The sequence below is a fragment of the Pseudoalteromonas espejiana DSM 9414 genome (assembly GCF_002221525.1).
Lineage (GTDB): Bacteria > Pseudomonadota > Gammaproteobacteria > Enterobacterales > Alteromonadaceae > Pseudoalteromonas > Pseudoalteromonas espejiana.
This window is the reverse complement of record NZ_CP011028.1, coordinates 711,857-735,510: the sequence shown is the minus strand read 5'-3', so window position 1 is coordinate 735,510 and position 23,654 is coordinate 711,857. Positions and strand designations below refer to the sequence as shown.

Annotated in this window: 23 protein-coding genes; 9 read left to right on the top strand and 14 right to left on the bottom strand. The window is 40.4% G+C overall.

What is annotated here, in order from left to right; translation table 11 throughout:
* Nucleotides 1-2: 2 nt before the first annotated feature.
* Nucleotides 3-2,321 (bottom strand): aerobic respiration two-component sensor histidine kinase ArcB, encoded by a 2,319-nt coding sequence (arcB, locus tag PESP_RS03330; protein ID WP_089346765.1) that lies wholly within the window; start codon nucleotides 2,319-2,321, stop codon nucleotides 3-5.
* A gap of 226 nt (nucleotides 2,322-2,547) precedes the next feature.
* On the opposite strand from arcB, the gene folE2 reads away from it, so the two are divergent.
* From folE2 to PESP_RS03310, 4 genes are all read left to right on the top strand, one after another.
* Complete coding sequence (gene folE2 / locus PESP_RS03325) at nucleotides 2,548-3,468, top strand: GTP cyclohydrolase FolE2 (protein WP_089346764.1); 921 nt, start codon at nucleotides 2,548-2,550, stop codon at nucleotides 3,466-3,468.
* 115 nt (nucleotides 3,469-3,583) lie between these two features.
* Nucleotides 3,584-4,180 carry a DUF2726 domain-containing protein gene (locus PESP_RS03320; protein ID WP_089346763.1) on the top strand — a complete coding sequence of 199 codons (597 nt, stop codon included), beginning with the start codon at nucleotides 3,584-3,586 and terminating at the stop codon, nucleotides 4,178-4,180.
* A 120-nt stretch (nucleotides 4,181-4,300) separates the two neighbouring features.
* On the top strand, nucleotides 4,301-5,008 hold the full coding sequence (gene mtnN, locus PESP_RS03315; RefSeq protein ID WP_089346762.1) for a 5'-methylthioadenosine/S-adenosylhomocysteine nucleosidase: 708 nt from the start codon (nucleotides 4,301-4,303) through the stop codon (nucleotides 5,006-5,008).
* Entirely contained in the window at nucleotides 5,009-5,953 is a 945-nt protein-coding gene (locus PESP_RS03310) for a cobalamin biosynthesis protein CobD/CbiB (RefSeq protein WP_089346761.1), read from the top strand.
* Nucleotides 5,954-6,027: 74 nt separating this feature from the next.
* Here the strand turns inward: PESP_RS03310 and tyrS are convergent, their stop codons facing one another.
* Nucleotides 6,028-7,230: a tyrosine--tRNA ligase gene (gene tyrS, locus PESP_RS03305; RefSeq protein ID WP_089346760.1), complete on the bottom strand. Its 1,203-nt coding sequence runs from the start codon at nucleotides 7,228-7,230 to the stop codon at nucleotides 6,028-6,030.
* 379 nt (nucleotides 7,231-7,609) lie between these two features.
* Here tyrS and PESP_RS03300 point away from each other — a divergent pair, with 379 nt between their 5' ends.
* Complete coding sequence (locus tag PESP_RS03300) at nucleotides 7,610-8,923, top strand: peptidoglycan DD-metalloendopeptidase family protein (protein WP_089346759.1); 1,314 nt, start codon at nucleotides 7,610-7,612, stop codon at nucleotides 8,921-8,923.
* Between the two features lie 358 nt (nucleotides 8,924-9,281).
* Here the strand turns inward: PESP_RS03300 and PESP_RS20425 are convergent, their stop codons facing one another.
* From PESP_RS20425 to PESP_RS03280, 5 genes are all read right to left on the bottom strand, one after another.
* On the bottom strand, nucleotides 9,282-9,458 hold the full coding sequence (locus PESP_RS20425) for a hypothetical protein (protein WP_164504404.1): 177 nt from the start codon (nucleotides 9,456-9,458) through the stop codon (nucleotides 9,282-9,284).
* Between the two features lie 11 nt (nucleotides 9,459-9,469).
* Nucleotides 9,470-10,441 (bottom strand): aldo/keto reductase, encoded by a 972-nt coding sequence (locus tag PESP_RS03295; protein ID WP_089346758.1) that lies wholly within the window; start codon nucleotides 10,439-10,441, stop codon nucleotides 9,470-9,472.
* Nucleotides 10,442-10,589: 148 nt separating this feature from the next.
* Nucleotides 10,590-11,720 (bottom strand): sodium ion-translocating decarboxylase subunit beta, encoded by a 1,131-nt coding sequence (locus tag PESP_RS03290; RefSeq protein ID WP_089346757.1) that lies wholly within the window; start codon nucleotides 11,718-11,720, stop codon nucleotides 10,590-10,592.
* An 11-nt stretch (nucleotides 11,721-11,731) separates the two neighbouring features.
* Nucleotides 11,732-13,510: a sodium-extruding oxaloacetate decarboxylase subunit alpha gene (gene oadA, locus PESP_RS03285; RefSeq protein WP_089346756.1), complete on the bottom strand. Its 1,779-nt coding sequence runs from the start codon at nucleotides 13,508-13,510 to the stop codon at nucleotides 11,732-11,734.
* A gap of 11 nt (nucleotides 13,511-13,521) precedes the next feature.
* Nucleotides 13,522-13,767 (bottom strand): OadG family protein, encoded by a 246-nt coding sequence (locus tag PESP_RS03280; RefSeq protein WP_089346755.1) that lies wholly within the window; start codon nucleotides 13,765-13,767, stop codon nucleotides 13,522-13,524.
* 527 nt (nucleotides 13,768-14,294) lie between these two features.
* On the opposite strand from PESP_RS03280, the gene PESP_RS03275 reads away from it, so the two are divergent.
* The 3 genes from PESP_RS03275 to PESP_RS03265 all read left to right on the top strand — a co-directional run bounded on the left by PESP_RS03275 (nucleotide 14,295) and on the right by PESP_RS03265 (nucleotide 15,310).
* Nucleotides 14,295-14,468, top strand: a complete 174-nt coding sequence (locus PESP_RS03275; RefSeq protein WP_002961939.1) for a DUF1328 domain-containing protein — start codon at nucleotides 14,295-14,297, stop codon at nucleotides 14,466-14,468.
* Between the two features lie 49 nt (nucleotides 14,469-14,517).
* The gene (locus tag PESP_RS03270; protein WP_004587517.1) at nucleotides 14,518-14,709 is read left to right on the top strand and encodes a hypothetical protein; all 192 of its coding nucleotides are present in this window, start codon (nucleotides 14,518-14,520) and stop codon (nucleotides 14,707-14,709) included.
* A gap of 133 nt (nucleotides 14,710-14,842) precedes the next feature.
* Nucleotides 14,843-15,310, top strand: coding sequence for a YcxB family protein (locus PESP_RS03265; RefSeq protein ID WP_089346754.1), 468 nt, complete (start codon nucleotides 14,843-14,845; stop codon nucleotides 15,308-15,310).
* A 53-nt stretch (nucleotides 15,311-15,363) separates the two neighbouring features.
* Here PESP_RS03265 and csrA read toward each other — a convergent pair whose 3' ends face one another.
* The 6 genes from csrA to PESP_RS03235 all read right to left on the bottom strand — a co-directional run bounded on the left by csrA (nucleotide 15,364) and on the right by PESP_RS03235 (nucleotide 21,433).
* Nucleotides 15,364-15,555, bottom strand: coding sequence for a carbon storage regulator CsrA (gene csrA, locus PESP_RS03260; protein WP_004587515.1), 192 nt, complete (start codon nucleotides 15,553-15,555; stop codon nucleotides 15,364-15,366).
* A gap of 89 nt (nucleotides 15,556-15,644) precedes the next feature.
* Entirely contained in the window at nucleotides 15,645-16,862 is a 1,218-nt protein-coding gene (locus PESP_RS03255) for an aspartate kinase (RefSeq protein ID WP_089346753.1), read from the bottom strand.
* A gap of 6 nt (nucleotides 16,863-16,868) precedes the next feature.
* A complete protein-coding gene (gene alaS / locus PESP_RS03250; protein WP_089346752.1) occupies nucleotides 16,869-19,469 on the bottom strand; it encodes an alanine--tRNA ligase in 2,601 nt (866 codons plus the stop codon).
* Between the two features lie 19 nt (nucleotides 19,470-19,488).
* A complete protein-coding gene (locus PESP_RS03245) occupies nucleotides 19,489-19,941 on the bottom strand; it encodes a regulatory protein RecX (protein ID WP_089346751.1) in 453 nt (150 codons plus the stop codon).
* Nucleotides 19,941-20,729, bottom strand: coding sequence for a BPSS1780 family membrane protein (locus PESP_RS03240; RefSeq protein ID WP_089346750.1), 789 nt, complete (start codon nucleotides 20,727-20,729; stop codon nucleotides 19,941-19,943). Before PESP_RS03240 ends, PESP_RS03245 begins: the two co-directional genes overlap by 1 nt.
* A gap of 80 nt (nucleotides 20,730-20,809) precedes the next feature.
* Entirely contained in the window at nucleotides 20,810-21,433 is a 624-nt protein-coding gene (locus tag PESP_RS03235) for a GTP cyclohydrolase II (protein WP_089346749.1), read from the bottom strand.
* A gap of 329 nt (nucleotides 21,434-21,762) precedes the next feature.
* Here PESP_RS03235 and PESP_RS03230 point away from each other — a divergent pair, with 329 nt between their 5' ends.
* Nucleotides 21,763-22,875 carry a TonB family protein gene (locus tag PESP_RS03230; RefSeq protein WP_089346748.1) on the top strand — a complete coding sequence of 371 codons (1,113 nt, stop codon included), beginning with the start codon at nucleotides 21,763-21,765 and terminating at the stop codon, nucleotides 22,873-22,875.
* A gap of 323 nt (nucleotides 22,876-23,198) precedes the next feature.
* Here PESP_RS03230 and PESP_RS03225 read toward each other — a convergent pair whose 3' ends face one another.
* Complete coding sequence (locus tag PESP_RS03225; RefSeq protein WP_089346747.1) at nucleotides 23,199-23,648, bottom strand: low molecular weight protein-tyrosine-phosphatase; 450 nt, start codon at nucleotides 23,646-23,648, stop codon at nucleotides 23,199-23,201.
* Between the last annotated feature and the right edge of the window lie 6 nt (nucleotides 23,649-23,654).

Genomic DNA, 23,654 nt, shown 5'->3' with positions numbered 1-23,654 from the left:
AGTTACTCTAATAGTTTTAAAAACGAATGAAGGGCTTGTTGTCCTTCATTTATTTTATCTGCCAATGTATTTAACCACTCTTTTAGTACTTCATCCGATTCATCAAGCGCACCGTGTTCCATCTTTTTAGCATGTAATTGCACATCGTTTAAGCCAACAGAGCCAGCTGCACCTTTAAACTTATGCGCAACCGATTTGTACTCATCCCTATCGTTTTCATTCAATGCGCCTAGCAGTTCTTGTTGATATTGTGGGTTTAGCTTTTCAAATAAACCACTACTGCGTTTAAATACTTCAAGCCCCATAGAGTTTACAAAATCTTCTATGGTTTCGATATCAAGCACGCCAGCGTTTATTCCTTCAAGCGCGTCTTTGCTTACGCTTAAAAGTGGCTTATCACTTTCGCTTTGTTGTATATCGAACAAGTCTGCCAGCATTTTATCAAGCTTTATGGTATTAATTGGTTTAGCGAGCGCCCCTTGCACTGAGATCCCTTCTAAGTCTTCCTCCGCGCTACGTACATTAGCTGTAAGCGCAACTATAGGTAACTTATCAAAATGGCTATCAGCGCGTATTTGCCTTGCTACTTCATCACCATTTATATCAGGCAGCTGCATATCTAGCAGCACTAAGTCTAAATCGTCTTCGGTTTCTACAAACGAGAGTGCATCTTCGCCAGTTTCAGCCCATATAACTTCATGGCCGCGTTGTTCTAATAAGTTTGTAGCAATTTCAGCATTTAGCGGAACATCTTCAACTAATAATATGTATAAACCTCTACCCGCATAACTTTGCTCTGTAGGTGCGATACATAAACTAAGTGGTATTTGCACAGTAAAGCAGCTGCCTTCACCCTCAGTGCTCGTTACAGATATAGTCCCTTTCATTGCCGTAACCAATGCTTTAGTAACGGCTAGACCAATGCCTGAGCCAATAGCATTTTTACCGGTTAAATCAGGGGCTTTATAGTACATATCAAAAATACGAGAGAGTTGATCTTCTGGGATCCCTTGCCCGGTATCTGATATTTTAAGCTCAAGCCACGGACCATCGCTTCGCTCTTCACGGCTGCATGTAAGCTTCACTTCACCGTCTTGGGTAAATTTAACGGCGTTATTGATTAGATTCCAAACTACTTGGCGCAAACGAGTTGGGTCTAATAAAGCATAAACGTCTAATGTGCCATTTCGCTCAATAGAAAACTCTAACTCTTTTTGCTCAGCAATTAGCCCTGCAAAATTAACTACGTCATTAATAAAGTCAGAGACATTTATAGAGTCTGTAGCTATGTCTAATTGTTCACGATCTATTTTATCTAAATCTATAATATCGTTAAAAATATTACCTAACGTTTCAGCGCTTGAAAATACCGTATTACACCAGCTTCGTTGCTGTTTATTAAGCTCTGTATCTAACAGCATTCGCGTTAAGCCCACTATGCCGTTTAACGGCGTACGTAGCTCATGGCTTAGTGTGGCAATAAACTTACCTTTATCTTTGTAGGCAGTTTCTAAAGCTTGTGCGGCTTCTTTACGGCTGGTTATATCACGCCCGAACGCTAATAAACCAATGTAGTCGCCCTGATCGTTTATAAAAGGCAGCTTTCGCAATTCAAACCAGCGGTTTTCACCATTTACCATGTACTCAACATCAATTGTGAGTGCTTGATGTGTTTGCTCAACTTGTTTATCCGTTCTGAGAACTTCAGCTAAAAAGTAACTAGGAAAGATTTGCTCAACCGTTTTACCAATCAGCTCAGCACTTGTTTTGCCCATCACCTCTTCAAACATTTTATTACAGCCGGCAAATACGCCGTTGTTATCGCGGTAGTAAAATAAATCGGGGGATGAATCTACAATTGAGCGCAGTAGCATGCCTTGCTGAGCAAGCTCTTGTTGCGTTTTTTTACGCTCGGCTATTTCGCGGCGCAGCTCTTCTATTGCCCTATGCTTGGCATGAAACGCCATTTTACGCTCATCAATTTCTACATTGAGTCGGTTAATGTTGTCTTTTAAGGTTTGGTTTAGCAGCTTTTCTTGTTTTGTTGCGCTATCTAAATACGCATATGAGGCGTCTAATTGTCTAATTGAATTGAGTAAAATGCTGATCATAAATGGTGATACAACCGCAGTAAAAAATACCACAGCTAAAATATCAACTAAATTTACTTCACCGAGGGCTACATAATAAAACATGCTCGACAAAATAAGTGATACACCCAATAAAAGTGCGTAGCACATTGCCGCGGTTTTTAACTCGCCAAAACGAGTTATTAAACTAGAAAGTACCCGAGCCCAAGGGCTCAAAGAAGAATCGGTCATAGGTCAGTGTATCTCTTTACTAGGCAATTTGTGTTGGAGCCTAAAAATAGTCAAACGCATATTGCAGCAGATTTTAGCATTTTTCTATTAGCTATATTCATGTTGTGCGACAAAAACAGAAAATTTTCATGTTTACTTTTGCTTACAAGTTAAACTCATCATTTCAGCAATAAATTATTTAGTGTAAAATGCAGCGCTTTACTATGACCAATAACGAGTAGCGCACATGCAAACCAACATGCCCGATATAGCTGATACGGCTCCCGCCTTACAAACAGGTAAGTTAGACTGGGTTGGTATGGGCGAAATTGAACTGCCTTTTATTTTTGAATCTAAAGATTTAGCGCCCGTTAACGTTAATGCTAAAGCGCGTGCGTTTGTTAACTTGCATAAAGAAGACGCTAAAGGCATTCACATGTCGCGTTTATTTTTAGCCCTTGATTTACTCTCTACCGAGCAACAAGTAAACCCGCAAACGCTAGCCCAAGCACTCGATACTTTTATTACTAGCCACAAAGGTTTGAGTGATAAAGCACAAATAGAATTTAAGTTTGAACTACCACTGCGACGTAAATCGCTATTAAGTGGTAAAGCCGGTTGGAAAAGCTACCCGATTACGCTTACAAGCACCATTGAAAACAACGTAATTAGTTACGAGCTATGTGTTGATGTAACTTATTCATCAACGTGCCCGTGCTCTGCTGCCTTAGCTCGCCAGCTTATTCAAAACGCGTTTAGTGAAAAATTTAGCCAAGAAACACTTAATCAAAAAGATGTTTTAGAGTGGTTAGGCACTACGCAAGGTATCGTTGCAACACCGCACTCACAGCGTTCAATTGCAAACGTTAAAGTAAAGCTTGATAGCAACACCCAAGAATTTGACGTTGTAAATTTAATTAACACCCTTGAAGCTGAGCTTAAAACCCCAGTGCAAGCGGCGGTAAAACGCGAAGATGAGCAAGAGTTTGCTCGCTTAAATGGTCAAAACCTTATGTTTTGCGAAGATGCAGCGCGTAAAATTAAGGCTGTACTTGAGCGCGATAACTTTAGTGACTATTGGTTGCAAATAAACCATTACGAGTCGCTGCACGCTCACGATGCTGTTGCTATTGCAGTTAAAGGCATTGAAGGCGGCTACAAAGCCTAATTAAGGTATACGACCTTTTAAAAATGCATACGGTAATTAACTCATAACACAAAGTTTTTAGGCACGTAAATTGCTTTAGTTGAGCAGTGTCAATTTGTTGTTATGGAGTTACCGTATGGAATTCGCTTTATTATCAATTTTAGTATTAGTCATTGGGGCCTCAGTTGTTGCGTCAAAATTTAGTGATGATGGCGGAAACCCTTATCCTTTTACCCGCAAACAAACTGTATTTACACAGGTTGAGGGTGCCTTTTTAAATCTTTTAGAACGTGCTGTTGGCGATCAATATAAAATTGTTAGCCGCGTAAAACTTATTGACGTAATTGATTGTAAGCAAGGTCTTTCTGCTAAATCTAAACGTGTTGCTTTAGCTAAAGCTAAAAATAAACAGCTCGACTTTGTATTGGTAGATAAAGAAAAAATGACCATAGTGGCAGCGGTTGACCTAGTTAACAACGCCAATAAAGATGGTCATAAAGCGCAGCGTGACTGGTTTGTTAACGGTGCTTTAGAGTCAGCGGGAATTCCTCATATTCGTATGAAAGTTAAATCGGGTTACCGTCCATCAGAAGTACGCGATGCAATTATGTTTAAACTTGGTAAGCCAGCGGCTACACAATCGGCTCGCCCTGCTCGCAACAGAGTTAGTAAACCTGCCGTGCTGTCACCTTCTCAAGCAAAAGCGCAAACAACCGCGTTGGCTGAAATTTAAAATAGAATTAAATACTCTCCTAAAAGTATTTAAAGCGAGCTCATAAACAAGCTCGCTTTTTTGTTTTTTACTGCTAACTTCACGTATAATCTAGGTATTCAAACTCAGGAATTAAACACTATGAATGTTGGTATTATTGGCGCAATGGAGCCAGAAGTTAAAATTTTACGTGAAGCAATGCAAAACCCAGAAGTTTTAACTAAAGCAGGTTTTACTTTTTACACTGGCGAATTAGCAGGTAATACAGTTACCCTGGTTCAATCAGGTATTGGTAAAGTGGCATCAACAATTGCAACAACGCTACTAATTGATAACTTTAACCCTGATTGTGTTATTAACACAGGCTCTGCAGGTGGTTTTGATCCATCGTTAAGTGTGGGCGATGTCGTAATTTCGTCAGAAGTTCGCCACCATGATGTTGACGTAACAGCTTTTGGTTACGAAATTGGCCAAGTACCGCAAATGCCAGCAGGCTTTACAGCGCACCCTAAATTAGTAGAAGCAGCTGAGCAAACTATTGCACAAATTAGTGAAGTAAAAACCTTAGTAGGTTTAATTTGTACTGGCGATTCATTCATGTGTGACCCTGTTCGAATTGATAAAGCACGCAGTGACTTCCCAACTATGCTTGCAGTAGAAATGGAAGGTGCTTCTATTGCGCAAACGTGTTTTGCGCTTAATACACCATTTGTGGTTATTCGTTCTATGTCTGACATTGCCGGTAAAGAGTCGCCGCAATCATTTGAAGAATACCTAGAAACTGCTTCAATCAATTCATCAAAAATGGTTGTCGCATTGTTAGAAAAACTAACGAAAGTAAGCTTATAAATGCTAAGCAATATTGTTCAAAATCATTTGGACTTTATTGCCTTTATAATAGCGCTCCTTGCTGAGCGCTTTTTTCCGTTAGTAAGTTGGTATCACCCCAATAGCTTTTTAACGGCTGTATTTAGTGCCGTTGGTAAACGTATTTACAAGCCTGATGAAACTAAAGGCTATCAATATTTAGCAGCTAGCCTTGCAAGCACACTTATACTTAGCGTTGTGTTAATCATTGTAGTGCTGTTGCTTGAGTTTGCCTTTTATCCTGAACTACTCGCAGGCCTTATTTTATATTTATGCCTTGAAAGCAAAGCAATAGATAAAAAAGCACTGCGTGTTGCAAAGTTAGTAAAACAAAACCAAAAATCTACCGCGCGTGAGCTATCAAAGCCATTACTTGCCAGAGAAGTAAACAAGCTCTCAGCGCCAGGTATAATTAAAGCCTTAATTGAAAGCTTAATTTTACGAACTGCTCGTAATTACTTTGTGGTTATATTCATATTTTTATTATTAGGACCCATTGGCGCTTTAGCGTATCGGCTACTCACTTTAATACAGCAAGCTTGGCGCACTGATATCTCACCTAATAGCCACTTTTTAAAACCGCTTAAAATCATTTTATTTATAATCGAATTTATCCCCATACGCCTACTTGCTTTAACTATTGCCGCAAGTAAAGCCAGTAAACAAAGTATGCATTACATAAAGCACTATGGCAGACATTTTTATCAAACAAATACTGGCTGGATTTTAAGTACGTGCTCGGCATCTCTTGGCGTGCAACTTGGCGGACCTGCGGTTTACTTTGGTAAGCGCTTTAATAAAATGCGAATTGGTGCTGATAGACTACCTTCACCCGATGATGTGCCCGTAATAATTAACAGATTAAATCAGGCTCGCGTATTTTGGCTGTTAATCATTATCAGTATTGAGATTTTAAAGCTGGTTTAGTGGTTTTTTAGCAGCTAAAATACAAGTACAAAAAAACCAGCCTAAGCTGGTTTTTATCGTTTTAACTGCTGCGCTTACGCTACAGTAATGTTGGCAAATTTACGTTTACCTACTTGGTAGATCGCAGTTGTGCCTTTTGCTACTTCAAGCTTAGTGTCAGTGATTTTATCTTCACCGTTAAGCTTTACTGCGCCTTGTTTAATCATACGCATTGCTTCAGAAGTACTGGCTACTAAGTTTGCTTCTTTAAGTAAGTTAGCAATTAAAATAGTATCTTCTTCTGCAATGGTAATTGTAAGCTCTGGGATTTCATCTGGTAGTGCTTTTTTCTGAAAGCGATTAATAAAGTCATCGTGCGCAGCTTGTGCAGCGTCTTCACTGTGAAAACGTGCAATTAACTCTTTTGCTAGCTCAATTTTAATATCGCGTGGGTTAGTACCTTGCTCTACGCGTTGTTTTTGCGCTGCAATTTCTTCAATCGATAAGCTGCTTAGTAAATCGTAGTAGCGCCACATTAATACATCGCTAATCGACATTACCTTACCAAACATATCATTTGGCGCATCAGTAATACCAATGTAGTTACCCAGCGACTTAGACATTTTTTGAACGCCGTCTGTCCCTTCAAGTAATGGCATCATTAATACAGTTTGCGGCTTTTGACCTTCTACTTTTTGCAGCTCACGGCCCATTAGTAGGTTAAAACGCTGATCGGTACCACCAAGCTCTACATCTGATTCTAGTGCAACTGAATCCCAACCTTGCACTAGTGGGTATAAAAATTCGTGGATAGCAATTGGTTGCCCGCTACCATAACGCTTTTTAAAATCGTCACGCTCTAGCATACGCGCCACTGTTTGGTTAGCTGCCAGCTTGATCATGCCTGCTGCGCCAAGGTTTTCCATCCAAGTAGAATTAAACGCAACGGTTGTTTTAGCTGGGTCTAAAATTTTAAAAACTTGCTCTTTATATGTTTCTGCGTTGGCAAGTACATCTTCACGAGTCAGTGGTTTACGCGTTACGTTTTTACCTGTTGGGTCGCCAATCATACCGGTAAAGTCACCAATTAAGAAAATAACCTCATGACCTAAATCTTGAAAGGTTTTCATTTTGTTAATTAGTACGGTGTGGCCTAAATGTAAATCTGGCGCGGTAGGATCGAAACCCGCTTTAATTTTTAACTTTTTGCCCGACTTTAGTTTTTCAACTAGTTCGTCTTCAATTAATATCTCTTCTGCACCGCGTTTTATCTCTGCTAGAGCGGTTTGTAAATCCACTGTGTATTACTCCAAAATTCTGCCAACGAAGGGGCAACTAGATTACTTGCTACATAAGGGTTTAAAACAGATTTAAACCAAAAGCACTTATGTTGCTAACATAACAAATTTCTACCTAATTAAAACAATTTTTTATGCGAATAATGCAACTAAACTCAATAAGCTTAGTCTCACTGTGCTAGGCAATTAGAAATGGTGTTTAAACGCCGATTTTAGCGTACTTTAGAATCAGTTTAAATCTATAAACTTAAACAACTAAAAAATGCGACTTTGCTAACATATGCGGGGCTTTTAGCTTTATTTACTAGTATTCGTACCTTATTACGTATATCCTGCATTAATATCTATTTTATTTTTACGACAGCAGAAAAGGCACGTTATGGTTCACGTGGTTAACACGCTTCCCAAAAAACACAAATTGCTTATTCTAGGTTTGGTTTCTGCTATTGTTGGCTTAGCCTTTCTTCCTTCAGAAAAAGCGACTGCATCCAAAGACAATAGTGCAAATGCACTAGAAATTGGTAAGCGTTACGAGTTACAAGTTAAAGTTGATGACAACGAAAAATTAACTGAGTTAAATTCGCAAGAAGCAGCAGAAAAGCTGCCAGAATACGACTTAGTCGATCATCAAGTTAAAAACGGCGATAATTTAGCAATTATCTTCAAGCGTGCTGGTTTTTCAGCGCAAACACTTCACAAGCTAATTAACACTAACGCTGAAACGCGCAAACTCACTAAAATTCACCCAGGTGAAATTTTAAGTTTTGCAACATCAGAAAATGGTGACTTAGCACAGCTTCGTTATGTTATTTCTAAAACCGATACGCTATTTGTTACCTTAAATGATGAAGGTAATTACGATACATCGATAGACAGCAAAGAAATCGAAACACTAACAAAAACAGCTGGCGGTGAGATTTCTAGCAGCTTTTGGACGTCTGCAATTGCAGCAGGTTTAAGCGAGCGCCAAATTATGAACTTTGCTGATATATTTGGTTGGGATGTGGATTTTGCAAACGACATTCGTAAAAATGATCAGTTTGGTTTAATTTACGAGTCTCACTATGTTGATGGCGAATTTATTGGCACAGGTAAAATTATTGCTGCTGAATTTATTAACCAAGGTCAGCGCTATGCGGCTATTCGTCATACAGACGGAAGCTTTTATACGCCAGAAGGCCGCAGCATGAAAAAAGCATTTTTACGTGCTCCGGTTAACTTTAAATATATTAGTTCAAGCTTTAACCCACGTCGTTTACACCCAGTAACAGGTCAAGTTAAAGCACACCGCGGTATTGATTACGCAGCACGTACGGGTACACCTGTCGTTGCATCGGGTAATGGTAAAGTAATTAAAGCAGGTTACAGTAAGTACAATGGTAACTATGTATTTATTAGCCATGGTACACAGTATGTAACTAAGTACTTACACCTTAACAAAAAGCTTGTTAAAACTGGCCAAAAAGTTAAACAAGGTGACAAAATTGGTACTGTTGGTTCAACAGGCCGTGTAACTGGCGCACATTTACACTACGAATTTTTAGTTAATGGCGTACACCGTAATCCTAAAACAGTTAAATTACCTAAGTCAGAGCCGTTACCACGCTCTGAGCTTGCTAAGTTTAAGCCTATAGCAGAAAACTTTATTGCTCAGCTTGAACGTAATCGTGAGCTACAACTTGCACTTAAGTAACACTATTTAGCAAACATTTAAAAGCCTTTGCAGAGTAACCTGCAAAGGCTTTTTTGTATTCGTTACAACAGTAACTAATTTACTACACTAGGGCCTGTTGACCTTTCAGGATTAAAATTTGTTCTAACTAGGGACGATTTAATCGTGGCGCGAGGTTTGTAACCTAGTGGGCTAAGTAAAAACCGAGCAACAAAGAGTTAATCGTCCCTAGGACGAACCTTCAGGCAGCGCGTGTTTGGTATTTATACTGCGTTATCGCCTATTTATGGGGAGTAACCACACTACATAGGCTCTGCCTTGCCTAAATACCAAACACACTGCTGCAAATTCAACCTCGAAAGATAAACAGGCCCTAGTACTAGTTCATTAATACATAAATAAGCTGTACCACTAAAGAAATCATAACTAGCGGCCAGATGTATTTACTGTATTTAGTCGCGCTCTCAAGCCCCATTTTACCTTGGTACTTTTCAAGCAGCGGAATAAGCACTGCGAGTGCAGCAAACAAGCAAATTAAAATAACGAATATGTTCATAGTTACCCTTGTTACGGTAGTTCATTGCCTTTTGCACTAACGTAAAGTGCATACCAATGTTCACGACTTAGCTGCACATTTATGGCATCACATGAGGCAGCTATACGCTCAACATTAGTTGTACCAATAATAGGCTGAATTGATGCTGGGTGGCGTAATAGCCATGCTAGTACAATTGCTTCAGGGGTTGTATCGTAAAGGGCAGCAAGCTTATTAACTAAAATACTGGTGTTTATATCCGCTTGCGATGCATTTGATAAGTCGCCGCCTGTGTATAAACCTTGGCATAGGCTGCCCCAGCTCTGAATTTGAATGTCAAAATGGCGGCAATATTCAACACTGCCAGGCGTAAAGTTAAGATCTTTACCGTCTGCATTACCTGCATACACACCTTCATCAACAAACTGGTGCTTTTGTAAACTTGCTTCAATTTGATTAGCCACTATCGGCATATCAAGCGCATGTTGTAAAAAGTTCATTTGATGTTGCTGCATGTTTGATACTGCAAAATTACGTACTTTGCCGCTTTCTTGTAGGCAGCCAAATACTTGTGCTATTTCGTCTACTTCCATTAGCGGATCAGGGCGGTGCAACATAAGCACATCGAGGTAATCGGTGTTTAAACGTTTAAGTGAGCCTTCAACCGACTCCTCAATCCATTTGGCTGAAAAGTCATAACGCTTAGGGCCATGCTCATCTTCAAAACGAATGCCACACTTGGATTGAATATACATATGTTCACGTAATTCAGGGCGCTCAGCGAGTGCTTGGCCAAATACTTGCTCGGCTTTGCCAAAAGTATAAATATCAGCATGATCAAAAAAGTTAATGCCGCCGGCAATGGCTGCATCAATACATTGGTGAGTTTGTTTCAAGTGCTCTTTGGTGATGGCGTCTTTATTCCAACCGCCGCCAAGGCCCATACAGCCAAATACAAGTTTACTAACATGAGGTAAATATTTTGCCAAAGGGGTGTGAAGCATGATGACTATCCTTATTAGTGTGCAGAGCCATCACTGTAAACAAAAATACGGTATCAAACAAACTTTATTATAAGCATAAAAAAAGCGCAGTAAACTGCGCTAATCGGTTGGATTAAATCTTTAAATTAAAACCTATTAATCTGGTTTGTTAACCTACAAGCGCTAACAATATACCTGCCGCAACGGCACTACCAAGTACCCCTGCCACATTTGGCCCCATGGCATGCATAAGTAAAAAGTTATGCGGGTTATTTTCAAGCCCTACCTTGTTTACTACACGTGCAGCCATAGGAACTGCCGATACGCCAGCAGCACCAATTAAAGGGTTAATAGGTGTTTTAGAAAGCTTATTAAGGCCTTTTGCCATAAATACGCCCGAGGCCGTACCTATTGCAAATGCCAATGCACCCAGCACTAAAATGCCAATGGTTTCTACAGTTAAAAACTGTTCAGCCGCCAATTTAGAGCCCACTGCCAAACCTAAAAATATAGTGGTTACATTAATGATTTCGTTTTGGGCACTGTTACTAAGCCTATCTACAACACCCGACTCACGCATTAAGTTACCTAAACAAAACATACCTACTAGCGGTATTGCTGCTGGTAAAAACATTGCAGTTGCAGTAAGTACCATAAGTGGAAAAATAATTTTTTCCTTTTTAGACACTTTACGTAGTTCTGGCATTTTAATTTGGCGCTCTTCTGGCGTTGTGAATGCACGCATAATTGGTGGCTGAATAATTGGCACTAACGCCATATAAGAGTATGCAGCAACCGCAATGGCACCAAGTAAATCAGGCGCAAGCTTTGATGCTAAAAATATAGCCGTTGGGCCATCAGCACCACCAATAATCGCAATAGCCGATGCATCTTGAAGCGTAAACTCAAAACCCGGAATAAAGTTAAGTAAAATTGCGCCAAATAAGGTCGCAAAAATACCAAACTGCGCTGCAGCACCAAGTAGTAACATGCGAGGATTTGCTATTAGCGCACTAAAATCGGTAAGCGCGCCAACACCCATAAATATTAATAGCGGAAAAATTCCCGTATCAATTCCCACGTAGTACACGTAATAAAGTAAGCCACCAGGGTCTGATAACCCAGCAACCGGAATATTAGTCAGTATTGCACCAAAGCCTATTGGCAGAAGTAACAGTGGTTCAAAGTTTTTAGCTATTGCTAAAAACAATAATAAACACCCTACTGCAATCATAATTAAGCCAGCAAAGGTAAAGTTAGCAATGCCTGTAGCATGCCAAAGGTTTAATAGACCTTCCATTAACGCTACTCCTACGCCATCGCTATAATTGCATCACCAGTAGTTACAGCATCACCTTCAGATACTAAAACTTCGGCAACGGTACCAGAGTGCATTGCACGAACCTCAGTTTCCATTTTCATCGCTTCCATAATCACAACAACATCGCCTTCATTTACGGCTTGTCCTGCTTTTACTTTTACTTTAAAAATATTACCAGCCAGTGGCGCGTTTAATGTTTCGCCTGATGCAACCGATGCTGATTGAGGTAAATGCTCAGAATCTTTAAGCGATACTTCTTTAAGCTCACCACCTTGCGCTACAACAACATCGTAAACTTTACCGTCTACTTTCACGCTATATTGTTCAGCGGTAACGCCTTTGTTGTTTGCAGGTTTTGCAGCTGGTTTAGAGTTTGAATCATCGGCACTTGGTACTGCTTCAAAGGCATCTGGGTTATTACGGTTTTTAATAAATTTAAGGCCAACTTGTGGGAATAACGCATAAGTGAGTACATCATCTATTTGCTCATCAGCCAGAGTTAAACCTTGTTCTTGCGCTTCTTTTTGAAGTTCTGCTTCAAGTGATGCAAGCTCAGGTGCAATATTATCAGCAGGGCGACACGTAATTACATCTTGCCCATCAAGCACACGTTCTTGCAGCTCTTTATTCATAGGTGCGGGTGTTAAGCCGTACTCACCTTTTAGTACACCGGCGGTTTCTTTAGTAATGGTTTTGTAACGCTCGCCAGTAAGCACATTAAGTACAGCTTGTGTACCTACAATTTGCGATGTTGGTGTAACAAGCGGAATAAAGCCTAAATCTTCACGCACACGCGGAATTTCAAGTAACACCTCGTTTAGCTTATCAGCAGCGCCTTGCTCTTTAAGTTGATTTTCCATGTTGGTTAACATGCCGCCAGGTACTTGCGCGAGTAATATACGGCCATCAACACCTTTAAGGCTACCTTCAAAGGCTGCGTATTTTTTACGAACATCTCTAAAGTAAGCAGCTATTTCTTCAAGCTGGTTTAAATCAAGTTCAGTATCGCGTGCGGTTCCCTCAACAATTGCCACTATAGTTTCTGTGGCTGAGTGTCCGTAAGTCATACTCATTGATGAAATAGCTGTATCAAGCATATCAATACCGGCATCAATGGCTTTTTGATATGTTGCAGTACTAAGCCCTGTTGTTGCATGGCACTGCATTGCAATAGGAATAGAAACGGTTTCTTTAAGGCCTTTTATTAGCTGCTCGGCATCATATGGTTTTAATAAACCGGCCATGTCTTTAATACAAATAGAGTGACAACCTAAATCTTCTAATTGTTTTGCAAGCGTTAGCCACATATCAAGAGTATGTACAGGGCTTACAGTGTACGAAATAGTCCCTTGTGCATGGGCGCCTACTTTAACAGCTGCTTTTATTGCAGTTTCTAAGTTACGCACATCGTTCATCGCGTCAAAAATACGAAATACATCAACGCCATTTTTGTGCGCTCGCTCTACAAACTTTTCTACTACGTCATCAGCGTAATGGCGGTAACCTAACAAGTTTTGACCGCGTAATAGCATTTGCTGTTTAGTATTAGGCATTGCCTTTTTAAGTGCGCGTATACGCTCCCACGGATCTTCACCTAAATAACGAATACACGAATCAAATGTTGCGCCGCCCCACGATTCAATAGACCAGTAACCTGCATCATCAAGCTTGCTAGCAATAGGAAGCATATCGTCTAAGCGCATGCGTGTAGCAAGTAACGACTGGTGCGCGTCGCGTAAAACAAGTTCTGTTAATTTTAATTTAGCCACGTGTGTGCCCCTTATTTATTATTTGATTTGTACTGAGCAATGGCAGCACTAATAGCAGCGATGTGCTCACTTGGCACACCTTGAGATTTAAAAGATGGTGATTTAACAGGTGCTGCCACTTCAGGCTCGGCAAAACGAGCAACTAAGTTAGACATAAGTGTTACAGCACCAATTAATATTGAAAGAAACACAAACACGCCCACCATGCCCGTAAGCATTAAACTGCCTGCGGTTGTGAGTACTGCTGCTATATCCATTTTTCTCCCCCTTACACTACACCGATATAAAATCGATTTATTTAAATAATTATTCACCAGATAATAACAAAACTTAATACTTTGTCCATCACCTGTAAATTGGTAAAACCAATTAAAATTAAACTAACATATAACCAAAGCAGTTAACATAGCTATAATTACCACGAACATGTGGCTTTATAGATGTTAAAAATAGCGGTTATAGGCCATCGTTATATATTAAAAATTAAAATCCATTAAAACTCGCTAACTACAAAGCTGTAATAAACGCTTTTAACGTTAAAAATCAAACCAATGTAAATTGGTCTTACCAAGAGTGAGTTCGCTAGCATTCGTAGTAACCATTTACGTTTCACAAAATTTACAACAGTGTGAATAAGTTACATCGTTAAAAGTAAAAGTTACCAATGAGTAAATTAAACAAATCCTGCCAAATAAGATAAACAATTGATTATTAACAACAATTAATAATGGCATATAACTGGCATTAGTAATCTCGAACGAATTTGATAACCAAGGAGAAGACAATGTTACGCTGGACAATTACATTTTTAGTTATTGCTTTAATCGCTGCAGTGTTAGGTTTTGGTGGCATCGCAGGTGCCGCAGCTGGTATAGCAAAAATTATATTTTTTATCTTTTTAGTACTTTTAGTGATTTCTTTAGTTTCAGGTGCACTGCGCGGTAAATCGCCCAGGTAGTTAGAATACTCAAAACACTAAACAATCAACATTTACAAGGAATTACATTATGAACTCAACAACTTTAAAAGCAGCACTTATCGCAGTATTCGCAGGTTTCTTCATGATGGGTTGTGAAGACAACCACGCAGAAGAAGCAGGCGAGCGTATTGATGAAGCAGTAACTGACGTGCAAAACTCTGTAGAAGATGCATGTGAGAATGTAAAAGAAGGCGTTAACGCAGAAGAAACTAACTGTTAATCTGCTTGGTAACGTAATAAAAGCGGCTTTTTATAAGCCGCTTTTTTGTGTCTGTAATACACCATGCAGATAAACTAATGAGATTTTAATGCTGGCTTGCTAAAATGGCTAAAACTTTTATTTATTAGCTATTATGTCACTCACCACTACCTATAAATTAGATAAACCCTACTACTACGAATGCTTTGATGAGTCTCTGCCTTATAGTAAAGGCGCAAAGCCAAAGTACTTTTTGCTATTGTTATTAGTGTGCTTAGGTTTATTTAGTATTTACGCGATGGACGATCATTACCTAGGCACATTTTTAATTATGGTTGGCGTTTTAGAATGCGTGGCGTTTTATTACCGCAGGCCTTGGTGGGTTACACGCCAAATGTTTAGTCGTGCGTCTGGTTCGCAAGTAACACTTGAATTTACAGACGAGGCTATAAGCTCTTCAAACCATTATAAAAACCATACTCTTACCTGGTCTGAAATAACAGCTATTACCAAAACTCCGCGTGGTTATTTAATTCATCATAAACACGGCATGCAATACATATCTAGCAGCGTATTAACCGATGATATGCTCGATTTTATAAACAAAAAAGCCACTCAGTGAGTGGCTTTTGGTATAGCTAAGTAATAAATTACTCAGCTAAGTATACGTGTTGATTAAGCATTGCCCGGATTAGGGTTAGACTTTTCAGCTTGTATACGCATGTAAATTTCTTCACGATGCACTGAAACGTCTTTAGGTGCATTAACACCAATTCGAACTTGATTTCCTTTAACACCTAAAACAGTAACTGTTACTTCGTCACCAATCATTAGGGTTTCACCTACTCTACGAGTTAGTATTAGCATTCTCTTGCTCCCATGTTCCAATAAATTATAAGATTCCGCTTGAACATATTAATGAAAATTCGATTGAAAAGTAAGTAAAAACTCCCAAACTATCCATTTTCTGTTAAAAATTCTTTATGTAACGCACGTACTGCTAATTCCAGATACTTCTCATCAATTAAAACCGATACTTTGATTTCTGACGTCGAAACTAAAATCACATGTATGCTTTCTTTAGCTAGTGCATCAAAAAATTGATGCGCTACACCAGAGTGAGACTTCATCCCTACGCCAACAGCCGACACTTTTGCAATTGTGGTGTCAGCAGAAATATCCTCAGCCTGCAAATTTACCTTATGCTTAATAAGTAAATCGCGTGCTTGCAGATAGTCATTTGTGTGCACAGTGAAAGCATAGTCTTTTTTTTCAAAGTTATGATTAACTTGACTAATCATATCTATTTCGATGCCATTTTCTGCAAAAAGTTTCAAAATTTTTGTAAGAGAATTAACACAGTATGGTACGCCATGTACCTTTATCAAGCATTCGTCACGATTAAATGCTATTCCCGATACAACCTTGGTTGGCATATCGCTCTCCTCAAAACTAATTAGCGTTCCTTCATCGGGCTTAAAGCTTGAAAGCACCCTAAGCGGCATTTTATGCCTGCCAGCCGCCTCTACAGAGCGAATATGCAATACTTTGGCGCCCAAGCTTGCCAGCTCTAGCATTTCTGCAAACGTGACATGGCTTAATCGTTGCGCTGTTGGTTCTACACGCGGGTCTGTTGTATATACGCCATCAACATCGGTATAGATCTGGCATTCGTCTGCTTTTATTGCGCCGGCAATTTCTACCGCAGAGGTATCGGTGCCACCACGGCCAAGGGTTGTAATATTTCCCTCTACGTCGCGCCCCTGAAAACCGGCAATAATAGCAATACGGTTATGCTCAAGCTCATGCTTTAAACGCGTTGCGGCTACATCTTCAATGCGGGCTTTACCAAACATGTTATCGGTTTGAATATTTACTTGGTCGGCAAGTAAACTTACAGCTGAGTGGCCACGTTTTATAATAGCCATAGCAAGCAGCGATACAGAAACCTGCTCTCCGGTGCTTATTAGTACGTCTAGTTCTCGATTACTCGGGCGAGTATCAATTTGTTTGGCGAGGTTAATTAAGCGGTTGGTTTCTCCCGACATAGCCGAGAGCACAACAACCACTTGATGACCTTGTTGCCTAGTTTTAACAACAAGGTCGGCGACCGCTTCTATTCGCTCAATTGAGCCAACCGAAGTGCCGCCATACTTTTGGACAATAAGTGCCACGTAATCTTAAACTTTCTCGGTTACCCAAGCAGTTACGCTTTCAAGCGCTGCGTTTAAGTTTTCAGGTTGTGAGCCACCCGCTTGTGCCATATCTGGGCGACCGCCGCCTTTACCACCTACTTGAGAAGCCATGTGGTTAACAAGCTCACCGGCTTTTACTTTGCCTGTTAAGTCTTTAGTTACACCTGCAATTAGGCTTACCTTATCGCCACTGGCAACACCAAGGGCAATAACACCTGAGCCAATCTTGTTTTTAAGGTCATCAACCATACCGCGAAGCGCTTTAGACTCGGTTCCTTCAACGTTTGCAACTAATAGCTTAACGCCGTTAATTTCAACAATAGAATCAAGTAAAGACGCACCCGCTGCACTTGCTAGCTTGTCGTTAAGCTGAGCAATTTGCTTTTCAAGGCCTTTAGACTTTTCAAGCAAGGCAGTTACTTTTTCAAGTACCGATGCGCTATCACCTTTTACAAGCGCCGCTACATCGTTAAGTTGTTTTTCTTGCTCGCTCACATAGGCTACGGCATCTGCACCGGTTACCGCTTCAATACGGCGAACACCTGCAGCAATACCACTTTCAGATACAATTTTGAATAAACCAATATCGCCTGCGCGCTCAACGTGCGTACCACCACAAAGCTCAATTGAGTAATCACCAATCGTTACTACACGTACTTCGTCATCGTACTTTTCGCCAAACAGTGCCATAGCACCTTTAGCTTTAGCATCATCAATTGCCATAAGTTCAGTGTTAAGTGCAAAGTTACGACGAATTTCATCATTAACTACACGCTCAATTTCACGTAGCTCATCTTTAGTTACCGCTTCAAAGTGCGAAAAGTCAAAACGTAAACGTTCAGGCTCAACCAGCGAGCCTTTTTGACTTACGTGCTCACCAAGTAATTGGCGAAGCGCTTCGTGTAAAATATGAGTTGCGGTATGGTTTTTCTTGATGCGCTCACGGCGTGCGTCGTCAATAGTTGCATCAACTTTATCATTAACTGCAATGCGCCCTTGTACAGTACCGTGGTGTGCAAAAGCATTACCCAGCTTAGTGGTGTTAGTTACACTAAACTCGCCACCTGCAACAGTAATAGTACCGGTATCACCTGTTTGACCGCCCGATTCAGCGTAAAATGGCGTGTGGTTTAATATTACAATACCTTGCTGACCGTCTTCTAAAATAGAAACCGACTCACCACTTGCAAAAACCTCGACTACCGTAGCGCTGTGATGAATGCTGTCGTACCCTTTAAATTCAGTAAGCTTTTCTGATTTTAATTGCTCGTTGTAATCGGCACCAAATTTACCCGCTTTTTGCGCTGTTTTACGCTGTACTGCCATGCACTCTTCAAAGCCTGAGTGATCAATGGTCATTTGTCGCTCACGCGCAACATCGGCAGTTAAATCCGCAGGGAAACCATACGTATCGTATAGCTTAAATACTAAATCACCTGGGATAATATCGCCTTTAAGATCGCTTAGGCTTTCTTCTAAAATTGCTAAGCCACGCTCAAGGGTTTTACCAAATTGCTCTTCTTCAATGCGCAGTACTTTTTCAATAATTTCTTGCTGCTTAGCAAGCTCAGGATACGCTTGACCCATTTGCTCAATAAGCGCGGCTACTAATTTATAGAAAAACGCGCCTTGTGCACCAAGCTTATTACCATGGCGTACCGCACGGCGAATAATACGACGAAGTACATAACCACGGCCTTCGTTAGATGGCATAACACCGTCTGAGATTAAAAACGCACACGAACGAATATGATCAGCCACTACGCGTAGCGATTTATCGTTCATGTCTTGTGCGTTAGTTACGCTTGCAGCGGCTGCAATTAAGCCTTGGAACAAGTCGATTTCGTAGTTTGAATGCACACCTTGTAAAATAGCGGCAATACGCTCAAGGCCCATACCTGTATCAACAGATTGCTTAGGTAATGGTTCCATCGTACCGTCGCTTTGACGGTTGTATTGCATAAATACCAGGTTCCAAATTTCGATAAAACGGTCGCCATCTTCTTCAGGAGATCCCGGAGGACCACCCCAAATGTGCTCACCGTGATCGTAAAATATTTCAGAACATGGGCCACACGGACCTGTATCGCCCATAGACCAGAAGTTGTCTGAGGTAGCAATACGTATAATACGATCTTCGCTTAGGCCAATGTCGTTATGCCAAAAACCAAATGCATCTTCATCGTCGTGGTAAATAGTAACAAGTAGTTTTTCTTGTGGTAATTTAACTACTTCAGTTAAAAACTCCCACGCAAACTTAATAGCGTCTTGTTTAAAGTAATCGCCAAAACTAAAGTTACCTAGCATTTCAAAAAAGGTATGGTGACGTGCCGTGTAACCTACGTTTTCTAAGTCGTTATGTTTACCACCAGCACGCACACAACGCTGTGCACTTGTAGCACGCGTGTAAGGGCGAGTTTCGGCGCCTAAAAACACATCTTTAAAAGGAACCATACCGGCATTGTTAAATAACAACGTGGCATCGTTACCCGGAATAAGTGAACCCGATGGGACAATTTGGTGCTGTTTGCTGGCAAAAAAGTCTAAAAACTGTTGCCTAAGTTGTGCCGTAGTCATGTGCTGCATGTGAAAATCTCACCTGTATTTACTGTGCTTGCATTGCAAAATCAATTTGTTCGTAGCTAAATCCTCGGTACATCAAGTAGCGCACGCGCTTAGCTTTATCTTTGTACTCGAGGTTTGCCGGTGTAGTGGAATACTTTTTGTTATACGCTTCCTGCGCGAGCTCAAACCAATCTATTTCAAGCTCTTCAACTACTCTTTCAAGTAGCGAACGGTCAATCCCTTTGCCCATGGCTTCGCTTTGAATACGCTTAAGCCCATGGCCTTTAAATATATGTTTTCTAACAAACCCTTCGCAGTAACGTTGCTCGTTAATAAAATTGTGCTCTTCGCACCAATTTAGCAAGGTTTCTATAAACTCGTCGCTGGCTTCTTTTTGCTGAAGCTTAAAGGTTAACTCTCGGCGTGAATATTCTTGGCGCCCTAGTAACCACAGTACGTAGTTTTTTAGTTTTTGTTTTAACTTATCATCCATTAAGCGTCAAAGCGCCCGCTTGTTTCGCTGCTAAGTGGCTTAATGTTACTGTCGTCACTTGGCGGTACAATTGGCATAAAAATAGCCTGATAAGATACAAAGAAACTAATGTAGCAAATTGGCATTAAAATCAACAGCGGTAAGAACGATAAGAACATAGAAAGCGCCATAAATAGCATACAAATAATGCCAAACACACTTAGCGCAAATAAGTTATGGTAAAAAACTAATAACGAATTTTTAAGCGCCGTTAAAATACGCTTTTCTTTGCTAAAATATATAAGCGGCACAGCGTAGGCAAATGCCATTAAATATAACGCCATTGCCACTAAAAACAGCACTACACTTGCTCCCGAAATACTATTTAAGGTTTGCTCAAGTGCAACGTTAGGATCAAGCCCCTCTTGGCTCATAATTGCCACTGCATCAGCAAATAAGCCATTGGCTAATAAGGCCATTAAAATACCCGCCCCCATTTGATAAAGCGCTAAACGAAGCAACCCTAAACGGTTACCTTTAGCACTAAATGGCTTGAGTATGTCGGCGAGCATAATTTTACCGCCTTGTTGCTTGGTAAGTACCGCTTGGTAAAACCCTGCGGTTAAAAATGGCGTAGCAAGGGCTGCAACTACCTGTAATAAAGGTAAAACTAACGACAATATGCCCACTATGCCTATTAATAAATGCATAACAATAAACGTAACTGGCTGGGTTTTAAAAATTTGCCATCCGGCTTTAAACCACTTTAGCCCTGCATCGGCTTTAAAAATTCGTAATTCTGTAGACATACTTGCTCTTAGTTTAAACAAAACACGCCAAGTATAACTTGGCGTGAGGGGGGATTAACAGACACTACACAATTAAAAAGTTAAGGTTTTTTAATTTTTTTAATATCTAACATATGCGCGCCGTGCTTAATTTTGGTTTCTAGGTAGGCTTTGTTACCTGTAAGCCCAGCTTTTATGTGCGCATGCGTGCCAATAACTGTGTCTACCTCAATGCCTGCATCTTTTAGGGCATTCAGCTTTTTAGGGTTATTGGTCATTAATTTAACGTGGTTTAAATTAAGCGCACTGAGCATAAGTACCGCATCCGAAAAATCACGTAAGTCGTCAGCAAAGCCTAAGTGATTATTAGCCTCGTAAGTATTCATACCCTGTGATTGCAGTACGTAAGCGTCAATTTTATTATATAAACCAATGCCACGGCCTTCTTGGCGTAAATACAATAACACTCCGCCTTGTTCGTGCATCATTTCAATACATTCGTTTAGCTGCTCGCCGCAATCGCAACGCGATGAATGAAATACATCACCCGTTAAGCATTCTGAGTGCATACGAATAAGCGGCACAGACTGCGTTGAGTCGGCATTGTTAAACACAAATGCAACGTGCTCTTGGCCATCTTTTAAGCCACTAAATGACACTATTTCTGCGGGAATATCACTATTTTTGCCAACATTTAGCTGGGCTCTTGCTCTTACTTGCGCCACGACAAATCCAAATAATTAAATAACTACGACACCATGAGGTGATAATATCACAAACGTTTAAATTTAGATCGTAGTACAACATAGTTTATGGCAAATATATGGCGACGGCAGCCACTGTTTTCAATATTTAATCGTAATAAAAGTACAGCTTTGAACAGCCACTGTACTTACCTAAAAAGGTGACAATCAAACTCTGCTTTGTTATTTTAAATTTACTTCACAATTGTGTTTTGAGCTTATTAATATAAAAGCAAACCGCACAAACAGTAATGACTACCATTCTCATTTGTGATATTTTGTTTCTAGACTGAACACTAATAGGGATTATTATGAAAGCACAGCACCTCGCCTTAGCAATAGGATTAACCTTTACAGCTTTTGCCAGCGAATCAAATGCAAGCCAAGCAAGCGACGATAAAACCGCTTTTTCTAGTGCGTACCAAAGTTACCTAACAGCAGTTAAAAAAGAAGAAAATATAGAGCAAGCTGCTAAACTAGCCTACACTACGGGGCTTTCATTTTATGGTGACAAAAGCGATAACACCGCAAGCCTTGCTATTAATTATGCCAAAGCAATTACAGCGCCAAGCACAATAAGCAGCAAAAAAAATGTAACCGAAATGCGTTACGAGCTTTACTCGCAAGCCTATTCAATACTGGCAAATAACCACGGTAAAAATGCAATAGAAACAATCGATGCGCTAATTGGCAAAGCAGAAAACACTGACTCTGCCTATCAAGCCGATAACGATTACGACCGTGTTATTGATATTGCTAAAACGCAAAACAACCCTAAATTTGTTGCCGACATGCAGTTTGAAGCAGCCTCACTGCTAGCCAAAAAATTTGCCCATAAAAAATATCATAAAGCTAAAACACTGCTTAACCAAGCCGACGACTACTACCGCAACAACTTAGACGACAACACCGTAGAGCGCATTAAAGCCGACTTTTTAATGGCATCGTTTGCCCAGGGTAAGAAAAAATACAATGAAGCCATTGAACGACTAAACCATGTTGTATCGGTATTTGATAACAACTTAAACTTTGATCACAACGCTGAGCTTACTGCGCACTCAAAGCTTGTTAACCTTTACGAAAAAACCGGCCAAAGCGAGCAAGCCACTAAACATTGTTTAGCAATTGCTAAAATGGTGCCATGGAAAAAATCACAAGAGCAAACACCTATATACCGTGAAAACCCTATCTACCCGCAAAACAAAGCACGCCAAATGAAAGACGGCATAGTGGTTGTTGAATTTGATGTAGATACCGCAGGCTTTGTTAAAAACCCAGAGGTAGTTAGCTCACAAGGTGGTAAAGAGTTTGAAAGGTCAGCACTTACAGCACTTAAAAAATGGCGTTATGCACCAAAATTTGAAAACGGCCAACCCGTTGTTGCAAGTACGCAAGTACAGCTCGACTTTAAAATAGCCAGATAACAACACAAGGCATTAAAAAAGGCGCTAACTAGGGCCTGTGAACCTTTCAGGATTATAATTTGTTCAACCTAGGGGCCATTTAATCGCGGCGCGAGGTTTGTAACCTAGTGGGCTAAGTAAAAACCGAGTAACAAAGAGTAAATTGCCCCTAGGCAGAGCCCTTTGGGCAGCGCCTGTTTGGCATTTATACGTCGTTATCGCCTATTTATGGGGAACAACCACACAACATAGACTCTGCCTTGCCTAAATACCAAACAGACTGCTGCAAATTTAACCTCGAAAGGTAAACAGGCCCTAACGTCTTTTTGTTCAGGTAGTCTTATTCAAAGCTTTGCGAGTATTTTATCACTGGCGGCTTCTATTAAATCAAGTACATTTTCAAAGCCGTCATCGCCGCCATAGTATGGGTCGGGTATGGCGCTTTGGCTTTGCTCGCCGTATTCTAAAAATAGCGCCAGCTTGTAATGCAAATGCGCAGGGCATTGCGCTTTTAAATCAGCTAAATTTTGTGTGTCGGCCGCTAAAATTAAATCAAACTCAGTAAAGTCACTGGTGCGCACTGGGCGCGAAAAAATACCTTTAAAGCTATAACCGCGTTTTTCACCCGCAGCCATTGAGCGGCCATCTGGCGTTTTACCTTCGTGATAACCAATGGTGCCTGCCGAGTCTACTTTTACCTCAACACCTAATTTTTTAGCACGCGCTTTTAACACCGCCTCTGCTGTTGGCGAGCGGCAAATATTACCTAAACACACTATAAGTACTTTTTTCATCAGGGC